The 13,204-nt window shown below is 67.8% G+C and carries 11 protein-coding genes; 1 reads left to right on the forward strand and 10 read right to left on the reverse strand.

The window, feature by feature from the left end:
- Positions 1-16: 16 nt before the first annotated feature.
- A complete protein-coding gene (locus OG900_14420; GenBank protein ID WUH91180.1) occupies positions 17-1,147 on the forward strand; it encodes a dipeptide ABC transporter ATP-binding protein in 1,131 nt (376 codons plus the stop codon).
- Positions 1,148-1,226: 79 nt separating this feature from the next.
- Here the strand turns inward: OG900_14420 and OG900_14425 are convergent, their stop codons facing one another.
- The 10 genes from OG900_14425 to OG900_14470 form a co-directional block, all read right to left on the reverse strand.
- A complete protein-coding gene (locus OG900_14425; protein ID WUH91181.1) occupies positions 1,227-2,312 on the reverse strand; it encodes a dipeptide ABC transporter ATP-binding protein in 1,086 nt (361 codons plus the stop codon).
- On the reverse strand, positions 2,281-3,330 hold the full coding sequence (locus OG900_14430; protein WUH91182.1) for an ABC transporter ATP-binding protein: 1,050 nt from the start codon (positions 3,328-3,330) through the stop codon (positions 2,281-2,283). The genes OG900_14425 and OG900_14430 overlap by 32 nt, the downstream gene beginning before the upstream one ends.
- Positions 3,331-3,343: 13 nt before the next feature.
- Positions 3,344-4,336 carry an ABC transporter permease gene (locus tag OG900_14435; GenBank protein WUH91183.1) on the reverse strand — a complete coding sequence of 331 codons (993 nt, stop codon included), beginning with the start codon at positions 4,334-4,336 and terminating at the stop codon, positions 3,344-3,346.
- The gene (locus OG900_14440; protein WUH91184.1) at positions 4,329-5,252 is read right to left on the reverse strand and encodes an ABC transporter permease; all 924 of its coding nucleotides are present in this window, start codon (positions 5,250-5,252) and stop codon (positions 4,329-4,331) included. The genes OG900_14435 and OG900_14440 overlap by 8 nt, the downstream gene beginning before the upstream one ends.
- A gap of 91 nt (positions 5,253-5,343) precedes the next feature.
- Positions 5,344-6,996 (reverse strand): ABC transporter substrate-binding protein, encoded by a 1,653-nt coding sequence (locus OG900_14445; protein ID WUH91185.1) that lies wholly within the window; start codon positions 6,994-6,996, stop codon positions 5,344-5,346.
- A gap of 182 nt (positions 6,997-7,178) precedes the next feature.
- Positions 7,179-8,243 carry a dipeptide ABC transporter ATP-binding protein gene (locus OG900_14450; protein WUH95757.1) on the reverse strand — a complete coding sequence of 355 codons (1,065 nt, stop codon included), beginning with the start codon at positions 8,241-8,243 and terminating at the stop codon, positions 7,179-7,181.
- 52 nt (positions 8,244-8,295) lie between these two features.
- On the reverse strand, positions 8,296-9,324 hold the full coding sequence (locus tag OG900_14455; protein WUH91186.1) for an ABC transporter ATP-binding protein: 1,029 nt from the start codon (positions 9,322-9,324) through the stop codon (positions 8,296-8,298).
- Between the two features lie 11 nt (positions 9,325-9,335).
- On the reverse strand, positions 9,336-10,268 hold the full coding sequence (locus tag OG900_14460) for an ABC transporter permease (protein ID WUH91187.1): 933 nt from the start codon (positions 10,266-10,268) through the stop codon (positions 9,336-9,338).
- Positions 10,261-11,184, reverse strand: coding sequence for an ABC transporter permease (locus tag OG900_14465; protein ID WUH91188.1), 924 nt, complete (start codon positions 11,182-11,184; stop codon positions 10,261-10,263). The genes OG900_14460 and OG900_14465 overlap by 8 nt, the downstream gene beginning before the upstream one ends.
- A 151-nt stretch (positions 11,185-11,335) precedes the next feature.
- A complete protein-coding gene (locus OG900_14470; protein ID WUH91189.1) occupies positions 11,336-12,991 on the reverse strand; it encodes an ABC transporter substrate-binding protein in 1,656 nt (551 codons plus the stop codon).
- Positions 12,992-13,204 lie beyond the last annotated feature (213 nt).

Consider the following 13,204-nt stretch of genomic DNA (forward strand, 5'->3'; position numbering starts at 1 on the left):
GGCAGGCAGGCATCCCATGAGCAACGACATCTCACTGTCCAAGGCGCCGGCGGCGGCCGACCCCGCGGAACCGCCCGGCGAGACCCTGCTGCAGGTCAGCGGGCTCACCAAGCACTTCCCCGTGATGGGCGGCTTCCCGTTCAAACGCCAGGTCGGCGCGGTGCAGGCGGTGGACGGCATCGACCTGACCGTACGGGCCGGCGAGAGCTTCGGCCTGGTCGGCGAGTCCGGCTGCGGCAAGTCCACCACCGGGCGGCTGATCACCCGGCTGCTGGAACCCACCGCGGGCAGCATCAGCTACCGCGGCCAGGAAATCTCGCACGCCACCCGCAAGGAACTGGCGCCGGTCAGGTCCGAGATCCAGATGATCTTCCAGGACCCGTACTCGTCGCTGAACCCGCGGCAGACGGTGGGCACCATCATCGGCGGCCCGATGGAGATCAACGCGATCAACCCGCCCGGCGGCCGGGAGAAGCGGGTCCGCGAGCTGCTGGAGACCGTCGGCCTCAATCCCGAGCACTTCAACCGCTTCCCGCACGAGTTCTCCGGCGGCCAGCGGCAGCGCATCGGGGTGGCCAGGGCGCTGGCGCTGGAGCCCAAGCTGATCGTGGCCGACGAACCGGTCTCGGCGCTGGACGTCTCCATCCAGGCCCAGGTGGTCAACCTGCTCCAGCAGGTGCAGCGCGATCTCGGCATCGCCTTCCTCTTCATCGCACACGACCTGGCGATCGTCCGGCACTTCTCCGAGCGGGTCGCGGTGATGTACCTGGGCAAGATCGTGGAGGTCGGCGACCGCGACTCGATCTACCAGCGCCCCCGCCACCCCTACACCCACGCGCTGCTGTCGGCGGTGCCCGAGGTGCAACTGGAGGGCGAGGAGCGCGAGCGGGAGCGTATCCGGCTGGCCGGTGACGTGCCGTCGCCGATCAACCCGCCCTCCGGGTGCCGGTTCCGTACGCGCTGCTGGAAGGCCGCGGACAAGTGCGCCACCGAGGAGCCGCCGCTGATCCAGCTGGGCGGCTCGGAAGAGGGGCACCTGACCGCCTGCCACTTCCCCGAGGAGCCCACGATCGCCGCCCGCGGCGAGGACATCGTGATGGACCCGGCACTCGCCGCGATCGAGGACGTCTCCGACCGTCCGATGTGAGCCGCCGTACGGACCGCGCCGAACGGCCCCGGCGCGGTCCGTACGGCCCGGACCCGTACGGGCCCCGCGCGGGCCGGTCTCACTCCCCGCGCACCACGACCTGCTTCTCCTCCGCGAAGTGGCACGCCGAGTCGTGCTCGGCGGGACCGCCGGTGCCGCGGAAGACCTCGGGCACCGCGAGCAGCGGCTCCTCGACCACGCAGCGCTCCCGCGCCTTCCAGCAGCGGGTGCGGAAGCGGCACCCGGACGGCGGGTCGGCCGGCGAGGGCACATCGCCGGTCAGGATAATGCGCTCCCGGTGCTCGCGCGCCTCCGGGTCGGGCACCGGCACCGCGGACAGCAGCGCCTGGGTGTACGGGTGCGTGGGGTGCACGTAGATTTCCGCGTCCGAGCCGATCTCCACGATCTTGCCCAGGTACATCACGCCGACGCGGTCGGAGATGTGCCGCACGATCGACAGGTCGTGCGCGATGAACATGTAGGACAGGTTGAACTCGTCCTGCAGCCGCTCCATCAGGTTGACCACCTGCGCCTGCACCGACACGTCCAGCGCCGAGACCGGCTCGTCGGCGACGATGACCTCCGGCCGCAGCGCCAGGCCGCGGGCGATGCCGATGCGCTGCCGCTGGCCGCCGGAGAACTGGTGCGGGTAGCGGTTGATGTACTCGGGATTGAGCCCCACCACGTCCAGCAGGTCCTGCACCCGCTTGCGCCGGTCGCCCTTGGGCGCCACGTCCGGGTGGATCTCGTACGGCTCCCCGATGATGTCGCCGACCGTCATCCGCGGGTTGAGCGAGGTGTACGGGTCCTGGAAGACCATCTGGATGTTGCGCCGCACCGCCTTGAGCGCGCGGCCCGACAGCTTGGTGATGTCGTCGCCGCGGTAGATGATCTCCCCCGACGTCGGCTGCTCCAGGTTCATCAGCAGCTTGGCGACGGTGGACTTGCCGCACCCGGACTCGCCCACGATGCCCAGCGTCTCGCCGGGGAAGAGGTCGAAGCTCACCCCGTCGACCGCCTGGACCGCGCCGACCTGCCGCTTGAAGACGATGCCCTGGGTCAGCGGGAAGTGCTTGACCAGGTTGCGCACCTGGAGGATCGGCTCGCGGTCCGCGGACCCGCCGTCGGACGGCTCAGGCCTTGTCGGCTCCGGCGCTGTCGTCACCGAGGGTCTCCTTCCAGAAGTGGCAGGCGCTGGCCCGGTCCTGGCTGACCCGGTAGAGCGGGGGGACGTCGGTGCGGCAGATGTCCTGCGCCAGCGGGCAGCGCGGGTTGAAGGCGCAGCCCGGCGGGATGTGCAGCAGGTTCGGCGGCAGGCCCTTGATCGCGTACAGCTCCTGCCCCTTCTGGTCCAGCCGCGGGATCGAGTCGAGCAGGCCCTTGGTGTACGGATGGGCGGGGGCCCGGTAGATGTCGTGGACCGGTGAGGTCTCCACGATCCGCCCCGCGTACATCACGGCGATCTTGTCGGCGACGTCGGCGACCACGCCGAGGTCGTGGGTGATCAGGATCAGGCCCATGTTGTACTCGCGCTGAAGTCCCGCGAGCAGGTCCATCACCTGGGCCTGCACGGTGACGTCGAGTGCGGTGGTGGGCTCGTCGGCGATGATCAGCTCGGGTTCCAGCGCCATGGCCATGGCGATCATCACCCGCTGCCGCATACCGCCGGAGAACTGGTGCGGATAGCTCCTGATCCGCTCCTTGGCGCCCGGGATGCGCACCCGCTCCATCAGCTCGATCGCCCGGACGCGGGCCGCCTTGCGGGACATCCCGCGGTGCACGGTGAACATCTCGCCCAGCTGCTCGCCCACGTTCAGCACCGGGTTGAGCGAGGACAGCGCGTCCTGGAAGATCATCGCCATCCGGGCGCCGCGCACCTTGCGGCGCTCCTCGCCGCCGAGCTTCAGCAGGTCGCGGCCCTGGAAGAGGATCTTCCCCTGGGTGACGAAGCCCGGCGGCGAGTCCAGGATGCCCATGATCGCCTGGGCGGTGACCGACTTGCCGGAACCCGACTCGCCGAGCACCGCGAGGGTCTCCCCCGCGTCGACCGAGTACTCCACGCCGTTGACGGCCTTGGCGACGCCCTCCCTGGTGCGGAATTCCACGTGCAGGTTGCGCACGTCGAGCAGCGGGCCGCCGTGCGTACCGCCTTCTTCGGTGCTCGGCTCGGCAATCGTGGCCATATCGGCGGGCTCCTCAGCGCAGCTTGGGGTCGAGGGCGTCGCGCACCGCGTCGCCGAGCATGATGAACGCCAGGACGGTCACGCTCAGCGCCCCGGCGGGCCACAGCAGCATGTGCGGGGCGTTGCGGATCTGGTTGGACGCGTCGGAGATGTCGATCCCCCAGGAGACGGTGGGCGGTTTGAGGCCGACGCCGAGGTAGGACAGCGTGGCCTCCAGCGCGATGTAGGTGCCCAGCGCGATGGTGCCGACCACGATCACCGGGGCGACGGCGTTGGGCGCGATGTGCCGCAGCAGCATCCGGGAGTTGCCGGCGCCCAGCGCCCTGGCCGCCTGCACGTAGTCGTTCTGCCGGGCGGTGATGACCGAGCCGCGGGCGATACGGGCGATCTGCGGCCAGCCGAGCAGCACCATGAAGCCGACCACCGGCCACACGGTGCTGTTGGTGACCACCGACAGGAAGACCAGGCCGCCGAGCACCACCGGGATGCCGAAGAAGACGTCGCTGAGCCGGGACAGGATCGCGTCCCACCAGCCGCCGAAGAAGCCGGCCAGGCCCCCCAGCACGCTGCCGAGCAGCACCACCCCGGCGGTCGCGCACACGCCGACCGTCACCGAGGCGCGGGCCCCGTAGACCACCCGGGTGTAGACGTCGCGGCCCTGCTGGTCGAAGCCGAACGGGTGGCCGGGCTCGGAGCCGGCCTGCGACTTCTGGAGGTTGGCCTGCAACGGGTCCTGGGAGGCGATGGTGCCCGGCCACAGCGAGATGAAGACCAGGAAGAGGATGATCAGCACCGAGATGATGAAGACGGGGTTGCGCCGCAGGTCGCGCCACGCGTCGGACCACAGGCTGCGCGGCTTGCCCGCGGGGCCGCCCGGCTCCTGGCCGTGGTCGGGGGGGCGCTCCAGGGCGTCGGCGTCGGAGGCCGCCAGGTCCATGCCGGCGCCGTAGCCGCCGCCGGGGGCGATGGCGCCCTGCTTCGGGTCCAGCGGGTTGTTCTCAGGCATAACGGATCCTCGGGTCCAGGACCGCGTAAAGCAGGTCGACCAGCAGGTTCGCGATGAGGAAGACCAGCACCAGGATGGTGACGAAGCCGACCACGGTCGGCGCGTTGTTGCGCAGGATGCCCTGGTAGAGCTGGAAGCCGACACCGTGGATGTTGAAGATCCGCTCGGTGACGATGGCACCGCCCATGAGGAAGCCGATGTCGGTGCCGATGAAGGTGACGACCGGGATCAGCGAGTTGCGCAGCAGGTGCCTGATGATGATCCGGTGCCGTGGCAGGCCCTTGGCGACCGCGGTGCGCAGGTAGTCGGCGCGGGTGTTCTCGGCGATCGAGGTACGGGTCAGCCGGGTGACGTAGGCCAGCGAGACCAGCGCGAGCACCAGGCCCGGCAGGATCAGCTCGTTGAAAGGCGCGTCGGGTGACACCGAGGGGCTGACCCATCCCCACTGGACGCCGAAGAGGTACTGCAGGACGTAGCCGGTGACGAAGGTCGGCACCGAGATGACGACCAGGGTGAGCAGCAGCACCCCGGTGTCGACCGGCTTGCCGCGCTTCATGCCGGTGAGGACGCCCAGCGAGATGCCGATGACGATCTCGAAGAGGATCGCCACGATGGTCAGCCGGATGGTGACAGGGAAGGCGCTGCCCATCAGGCTGGTGACGGACTGCCCGTTGAAGGCGGTGCCGAAGTCGCCGGTGAAGATGTTCCCCATGTAGATCAGGTACTGCTGCCACAGCGGGTCGTTGAGGTGCAGGTCGTGCCGGATCTGCGCGGCGGTGGCCGGGTCGGGCGCGCGGTCGCCGAACAGCGCGGCGACCGGGTCGCCGAGCGCGTAGACCATGAAGAAGATCAGGAACGTGCTGCCGATGAACACCGGGATCATCTGGAGCAGCCGCCGGATCACATAGCGTCCCATGCGGGCCCTTCCGGGGAGTTCCGGGGAATGAGGGGACCGGGGGGCGCGGGCGCCGGTGCTGCGACCGGTGCGGCGGCCCCCGGCCGCGGTGTCACTTGACCTTGATCTCGTTGTAGACGGGCACGCTGAAAGGGTTCAGCGCGACGTTCGAGAGGTTGGTCGAGAAGCCGGCGCTGCCGTTCTGGTACCACAGCGGGATCGCGGGCATGTCGATGACCAGCTGCTTCTCCGCCTCCTGGAACTTGCTGACGGACTCGCTCGAGGAGCTCGCCGCGTTGGCCTCGTTGACCAGCTTGTCGAAGTTGGCGTTGCTGTAGTGCGAGTCGTTCGACGAGGCGTCGGTGAAGTACTGCGGCTGCAGGAAGTCCTGGATCAGCGGGTAGTCCATCTGCCAGCCGGCCCTGAAGGGGTCGTTCAGCTGCTTGCTGGTGATCCGGTTGCGGAAGTCGGCGAAGGTGCCGATGGGGGCGCCGACGCAGGCCTTGTTGTTGCCCAGCGCGTTGTTGATGCTGTTGCAGACCGCGTCGACCCATTCCTTGTGCGAGCCGGTGTCCGCGTTGTAGGAGATGGTGATCTTGCCGCCGGGCAGGCCGCCGCCCTCGGCGATCAGCTGCTTGGCCTTGTCGGCGTTGAAGGTGCACTCGTCGCCGCACAGCCCGGCCTTGAAGCCGCCCGCGTCACCGAGCACCGGGGAGGTCCAGTCGGTGGCCGGGGTGCGGGTCTGCTGGAAGATCTGGTCGGTGATCTGCTTGCGGTTGATCGCCATCGACAGGCCCTGCCGGACCTTCGCCGAGTTCGCCGAGGACCAGCGCGGGCTGTACAGCGGGAAGGAGATGGTCTGGATGATGCCGGCCGGCACGTTGATGTAGCGGTTGCCGAGGTCGCTCTTGACGTTGCGCAGCTGGGTGACCGGGACGTCGTCGACGAGGTCGAGGTTGCCGGCCTGGAGGTCGGTGTACGCGGTGTTGTTGTCGGTGTAGACCCGCAGCTCGACCCCGCCGTTCTGCGCCGGGTCGGGGCCCTTGTAGCCGTCCCACTTCCTCAGCTCCATCTTGGAGCCCTTGGTGTAGGAGGCGATCTGGTAAGGGCCGTTGCCGATCGGCTTGGCGAGCCACGCCTGGCGGTTGGTGAAGAAGGCCTGCGGCAGCGGGTCGAAGGCCGCGTAGCCCAGGGTGTCGGGGAAGAGCGCGAACTTCTGGTTGAGCCTGACCTTGAACTCGGTGTCGGAGACCTTCGTCAGGCCGGACAGCGTGGTGGCGGAGGCCTTCGCGCCCGGGGTGTCGGGGTGCACCTTGTCGTAGCCGTCGATGTAGCTGAAGAAGCTGGCGTTGAGCTGGGCGTTCTTCAGCTGGGTGTCGAAGTTCCAGGCGTTGATGAAGGAGTCGGCGGTGACCGGCTCGCCGTTGCTGAAGGTCCAGCCGGTCTTGAGCTTGATGTCGAAGTTCTGCGAGTCGGTGGACGTGATCGACTGGGCGATCATGTTCTCGGCCTTGGCGGTCTTCGGGTTGTAGGCCTTCAGGCCGCGGAAGACCATGTCGAGGACCTTGCCGCCCTGCACCTCGTTGGTGTTGGCCGGCTCCAGCGGGTTCTGCGGGTCGCCCCAGGAGGCCCGTACGATGCCGCCGCCGCTGCCGCCGGTCGAGGTGCTGCTCCCGCCGTTGTCACCGCTGCTGCCGCAGGCGGCGGCTGTCAGGGCGACGACGGTCACGCCGACGGCCCACTTCACGCGCGTGGCTCCGCGCATCGCGTGCCTCCTCATGGGTCACAAATGACACTTCGTAACCCATGACACAGCAATTGCGGCAAAGCCGCACTTCTACACCTGCGTGTCGCGTACCCAATGCGTTGGCCAGAGCGCGACACCACGTCAGAAGGGGCGCCCCCGGCGGGGGCGCCCCTTCTGCGGTGCTGTCGCGGACGGTCCGGTCAGGCGGCGCCCACCACGTCCTTCTCCTCGGCGAAGTGGCACGCGGACTCGTGCTTCGCCGGGGTGTCGACGTTCGCGAACCGGGTCGGGATCGCGAGCAGCGGCTCCTCCACCGCACACCGGTCCTCCGCCTTCCAGCAGCGGGTGCGGAAGCGGCACCCGGACGGCGGATTCGCCGGCGAGGGCACGTCACCGCTCAGGATGATCCGCTCCCGGTGCTCGCGCGCCTCGGGGTCGGGCACCGGCACCGCGGACAGCAGCGCCTGGGTGTACGGGTGCGTGGGGTGCTCGTAGATTTCGGCGTCCGAGCCGATCTCCGCCATCTTGCCCAGGTACATCACGCCGACGCGGTCGGAGATGTGCCGCACGATCGACAGGTCGTGCGCGATGAAGATGTAGGACAGGTTGAACTCGTCCTGGAGCTTCTCCATCAGGTTGATGACCTGCGCCTGCACCGACACGTCCAGCGCCGAGACGGGCTCGTCGCAGATGATGATCTCCGGGTTGAGCGCGAGGCCGCGGGCGATGCCGATGCGCTGGCGCTGGCCGCCGGAGAACTGGTGCGGGTAGCGGTTGATGTACTCGGGGTTCAGGCCGACGACGTCGAGCAGTTCCTCGACCCGCTTGCGGCGGTCGCCCTTGGGCGCCACCTCGGGGTGGATGTCGTACGGCTCACCGATGATGTCGCCGACCGTCATCCGCGGGTTGAGCGAGGTGTACGGGTCCTGGAACACCATCTGGATGTTGCGCCGCACCGCCTTGAGCGCGCGGCCCGACAGCTTGGTGATGTCCTGGCCCTTGTAGAAGACCTCGCCCGCCGTGGCCTGCTCCAGGCTCATCAGCAGCTTGGCGACGGTGGACTTGCCGCAGCCCGACTCGCCCACGATGCCCAGCGTCTCGCCCGCGAACAGGTCGAAGGAGATGCCGTCGACGGCCTTGACGGCGCCGATCTGCCGCTTGACGACGATGCCCTGGGTCAGCGGGAAGTGCTTGACCAGGTTGCGCACCTGCAGGATCGGCTCCCGCTCGGCGAGCTGGGCGGCGGCGGCCGAGGCCACCTCCACCACGGGCGCGGTCTCGGGCGCCGCGTCCTCGGGGTCCTTGGGGAGGGTGGTGTCACTCACCGAGGGTCTCCTTCCAGAAATGGCAGGCGCTGCCGCGCGCCGTGCCGACCGGGTGCAGCACGGGCACGTCGGTACGGCAGATGTCCTGCGCCATCGGGCAGCGCGGGTTGAAGGCGCAGCCCGACGGGATACGCGTCAGGTTCGGCGGCAGGCCCTTGATCGCGTACAGCTCCTGGCCCTTCTGGTCCAGCCGGGGAATCGACTGGAGCAGGCCCTTGGTGTACGGGTGCGCGGGCTTGGCGTAGATGTCGTGGACGGGGGCGTCCTCGACGATCCGGCCCGCGTACATCACGGCGATCTTGTCGGCGACGTCGGCGACCACGCCGAGGTCGTGGGTGATCAGGATCAGGCCCATGTTGTACTCGCGCTGCAGCTCCGCGAGCAGTTCCATGACCTGCGCCTGGACCGTCACGTCGAGAGCCGTGGTGGGCTCGTCGGCGATGATCAGGTCGGGCTCCAGGGCCAGCGCCATGGCGATCATGATGCGCTGGCGCATACCGCCGGAGAACTGGTGCGGGTAGTCGCCCACCCGCTCCTTGGCGGCCGGGATGCGCACCCGGTCCATCAGCTCGATGGCCTTGGCCTTGGCGTCCTTGCGGGACAGGCCCTGGTGCACCCGGTACATCTCGCCGAGCTGGTAGCCCACGCTGAGCACCGGGTTGAGCGAGGACAGCGCGTCCTGGAAGATCATCGCGATCTTCCGGCCGCGGATCTTCCGCCGCTCCTCGCCGGACATCTTGAGCATGTCCCGGCCCTGGAAGAAGATCTCTCCCTTGGGAATCCGGGCCGGCGGCATGTCGAGGATGCCCATGACGGCCTGCGCGGAGACCGACTTGCCGGAGCCGGACTCGCCGAGCACGGCGAGGGTCTCGCCGGCGCTCACCGAGTAGTTGACACCGTTCACGGCCTTGGCGACGCCGTCACGGGTGTGGAATTCCACGTGCAGGTCGCGCACTTCGAGCAGCGGCGCCAGCTTCGCGTCAGGCGCGGGAACGTCCGATATATCGTCGATGACAGTCAACGTACGCCCTCCTAGCGCAGCTTGGGGTCGAGGGCGTCGCGGACCGCGTCGCCGAGCAGGATGAAGGCCAGCACCGTCACGCTGAGCGCGCCCGCGGGCCACAGCAGCATGTGCGGCGCGTTGCGGATCTGCTCGGCCGCGGAGGAGATGTCGATACCCCACGAGACGGCCGGCGGCTTGAGGCCCACGCCGAGGAAGGACAGTGTCGCTTCCAGCGAAATGAAGGTGCCGAGCGCGATGGTGGACCATACGATGACCGGAGCCAGCGCGTTCGGGGCGATGTGCCGCAGCAGGACTCTGCCGTGGCCCGCGCCGAGTGCCTTGGCCGCCAGGACGTAGTCCTGCTCCTTCGCGGTGATCACGGCACCGCGGGCGATGCGGGCCAGCTGCGGCCAGCCCAGCAGGATGATGAAGGTCGACACGGTGGCCACCGAGCCGCCCTTGACCGCGGACAGGAAGACGACGCCGCCGAGCAGGATCGGGATGCCGAAGAAGATGTCGCTGATCCGGGAGATGATCGCGTCGAGCCAGCCGCCGAAGTAGCCGGACAGGCCGCCGAGCACCGCGCCGAGCACGGCCACGCCGAGCGTCGAGAAGATGCCGACCTCGACCGAGGCGCGGGCACCGTAGACGGTACGGGTGTAGACGTCGCAGCCCTGCTGGTCGAAGCCGAACCAGTGGCCTGAGGTCGGGCCGTTCTGCGAGTTGATCAGGTCGCACTGCAACGGGTCCTGGCTGGCTATCAGGCCGGGCCAGATCGAGATGACGATCAGGAACAGGATGACCAGCGCCGATATGTAGAAGATCGGCTTGCGGCTCAGGTCGTACCAGGCGTCGTTCCACAGGCTGCGCGGCCGGTCGCGCTTGTCGACGGGGACGGGCACGCCGTCCGGGGCGACGGCGGGGACACCGTCGAGGATCACGGCGTCGGTGTTCTCAGGCATACCGGATCCTCGGGTCCAGGACCGCGTAGAGCAGGTCGACGAGCAGGTTCGCGAGCAGGAAGACGATCACCAGGATCGTCACGAAGCCCACGACGGTGGCAGGGCTGTTGTGCACGATGCCCTGGTAGATCTGGTAGCCCACGCCGTGGATGTTGAAGATGCGCTCGGTGACGAGGGCGCCGGCCATCAGGTTGCCGATGTCCGTACCGAGGAAGGTCACCACGGGTATGAGCGAGTTCCGCAGCATGTGGTTGGTGATCACCCGGCGCCGCGGCAGGCCCTTGGCCACCGCCGTGCGCAGGTAGTCCGCCCGGGTGTTCTCCGCGACCGAGGTGCGGGTCAGTCGGGCCACATACGCGAGGGAGACGCCGGCCAGTACCAGGCCGGGCATGAGCAGGTCCTTGAAGGGCGCGCCCTCACCGACCGAGGGATGCACGATCGACCACTTGACGCCGAAGAAGTACTGCAGCACGTAGCCGGTGACGAAGGTCGGGATCGACACGACGATCAGCGTCATCGCCAGCACGCCGGTGTCGAAGAACCGCCCGCGGCGCAGGCCGGCGAAAACGCCGAGCGCCACACCGATGACCGCTTCGATGACGAACGCGACGATGGTCAGCCGCAGAGTCACGGGGTACGCGGTCTTGAGCAGGTCGGTGACCGGCTGCTGGTTCCACGCGTTGCCGAAGTCGCCTTGGAAGACGCCCTTCATGTAGATCCAGTACTGCTGGATCAACGGGTCGTTGAGGTGGTACTCGAGTCTGATCTGCGCGGCGGTGGCCGGGTCCGGGGTGCGGTCACCGAACATGGCAGCCACGGGGTCACCGAGACCCCACACCATCACGAAGATCAACAATGTGGTTCCGATGAAGACCGGAACCATCTGGAGCAGTCGCCTGATGACGTAGCGCCCCATCTGCCCTCCAGGGATCGGGCAGACGTCGGCCGGGGCTTGTGGCCCCGGCCGACATCCACACCGCGAGCGGTTGTTTGTCAGTAACCCCCGCAAGCGTGCCCGGACGTCTCCCCTGTACGGACTCGCTTACTGCAGGTCGTGCGAGATCAGGTCAGTTGACCGTGATGTCGGTGAAGATGGGGTAGCTGAACGCGTTCTCCTTGACGTTGGAGACCTTGGACGACCAACCCGCCTGACCGTTCTGGTACCACAGCGGAACGATCGGCATGTCCGTGAGGACCTGCTTCTCGGCCTGCTGGTAGAGCGAGATCGACTTGGCCACGTCAGGCTCGGCGTTCGCCTGCTTGATCAGGTTGTCGACCGTCTTGTTCGAGTACTTCGAGTCGTTCGAGCTGCCGCCGGTGGCGTAGAGCGGCGTGATGAAGTCGTCGATCAGCGGGTAGTCCATCTGCCAGCCCGAACGGAACGGCTGGCTCATCTGGCCCTTGGTGATCTGGTTGCGGAAGTCCGCGAAGGTGCCGGTGGGGGCGCCGACGCAGGCCTTGTTGTTGCCCAGCACGTTGTTGATGCTGTTGCAGACCGCGTCGACCCATTCCTTGTGCGAGCCGGAGTCGGCGTTGTAGCCGAGCTTCATCTGGCCGCCGGGGATGCCGCCGCCTTCGGTGATCAGCTGCTTGGCCTTGACCGGGTCGTACTTGACCGAGTCGCCGGCGAGCGTGTCGCTGAAGCCACCGGCCGCGCCCAGCACCGGAGAGGTGAGGTCCTGGGCCGGGGTGCGGGTGCCACCGAAGATCTTGTCGGTGATCGTCTTGCGGTCGATCGCCATGGAGATGCCCTGGCGGACCTTCTCCATGCCCGGCTTGTTCCACTCCGCCTTGTACATCGGGAAGGAGAACGTCTGGATGATGCCGGCCGGCTGGTTGAGGTAGCGGCCGCCCAGGTCGTCCTTCACGTGCGGCAGGTCGGCGGCCGGGATGTCGTCGAGGACGTCCAGCTGGCCGGACTGCAGGTCCGCGTAGGCGGTGTCGCTGCTGGTGTAGACCTTCAGCAGGACGCCCTTGTTCTTCGGCTTGCTCGGACCCGCGTAGTTCGGGTTCGGGACCAGCTTCATGCTCGAACCCTTGGTGTAGGACTCGATCATGTACGGGCCGTCACCGATCGGCTTGGCCAGGTACGCCGCGTGGTTGTCGAAGAACTCCTTGGGCAGCGGCGCGAAGGCCTTGTAGCCCAGGCGGTCCGGCCACGTGGAGAACTTCTGCGCCAGCTTCACCGTGAAGGTGGTGTCGTCGACGACCTTCAGACCGGACATGGTCTGGGCGGTCGGCTTGGCACCCGGGTCGTCCGACGGGTGGACGGCCGCGTAGCCGTCGATGTCGGCGAAGAAGTAGGCGTTCAGCTGCTTGTTGGTGACCAGGGCACCGTAGTTCCAGGCGTCCACGAAGGAGCTGGAGGTGACCGGCGTACCGTCGGAGAACTTCAGGCCGGGCTTGATCTTGATGGTGAAGTTCTGCTGGTCGGTCGTGGTGATCGAGTCAGCGGCCTCAAGCTGGGCCTTGCCCGTGGCGTCGTACTCCTTGAGGTTCATGAAGATCATGTCAAGGACCTTGCCGCCCTGCACCTCATTGGTGTTGGCGGGCTCGAGCGGGTTCTGGGGGTCCCCCCACCACGCTCGGACGATCCCGTCGCTCGATCCACTGCTGGCCTTGGCCTTGTCCTTGCTGTCCGAGTCGCTCGAACTGCAGGCGGTCGCTGCGAGGGCGATTACGGCCGCACCTACGACCCACTTGGCGCTCTTGGCACCGCGCATGGGTTTGCCTCCTCAGGAGTCACTATCGATACGTGAAAGGAAGGCCGGACGCCCACTGACACCCCTGACAGCGACTACGGCCTTCCTGTGCTCGTGAGTCGGCGCTCCCCATCAGCGCGTGACCCATTGACCCGAGCTTCAACTTCGTCCCACTATCGGGCACGTTTGAAGTCGGAACGGCACAGGGTTGGTCTCGCTTTGGTCACATCAACA

Origin of the sequence: Streptomyces sp. NBC_00433, assembly GCA_036015235.1 — a bacterium.
Lineage (GTDB): Bacteria > Actinomycetota > Actinomycetes > Streptomycetales > Streptomycetaceae > Actinacidiphila.

Coding starts and splice junctions, on each gene's coding strand:
- OG900_14420 (WUH91180.1), top strand. CDS start 17: ATGAGCAACGACATCTCACTGTCCAAGGCGCCGGCGGCGGCCGACCCC.
- OG900_14430 (WUH91182.1), bottom strand. CDS start 3,330: ATGGCCACGATTGCCGAGCCGAGCACCGAAGAAGGCGGTACGCACGGC.
- OG900_14435 (WUH91183.1), bottom strand. CDS start 4,336: ATGCCTGAGAACAACCCGCTGGACCCGAAGCAGGGCGCCATCGCCCCC.
- OG900_14440 (WUH91184.1), bottom strand. CDS start 5,252: ATGGGACGCTATGTGATCCGGCGGCTGCTCCAGATGATCCCGGTGTTC.
- OG900_14445 (WUH91185.1), bottom strand. CDS start 6,996: ATGCGCGGAGCCACGCGCGTGAAGTGGGCCGTCGGCGTGACCGTCGTC.
- OG900_14460 (WUH91187.1), bottom strand. CDS start 10,268: ATGCCTGAGAACACCGACGCCGTGATCCTCGACGGTGTCCCCGCCGTC.
- OG900_14465 (WUH91188.1), bottom strand. CDS start 11,184: ATGGGGCGCTACGTCATCAGGCGACTGCTCCAGATGGTTCCGGTCTTC.
- OG900_14470 (WUH91189.1), bottom strand. CDS start 12,991: ATGCGCGGTGCCAAGAGCGCCAAGTGGGTCGTAGGTGCGGCCGTAATC.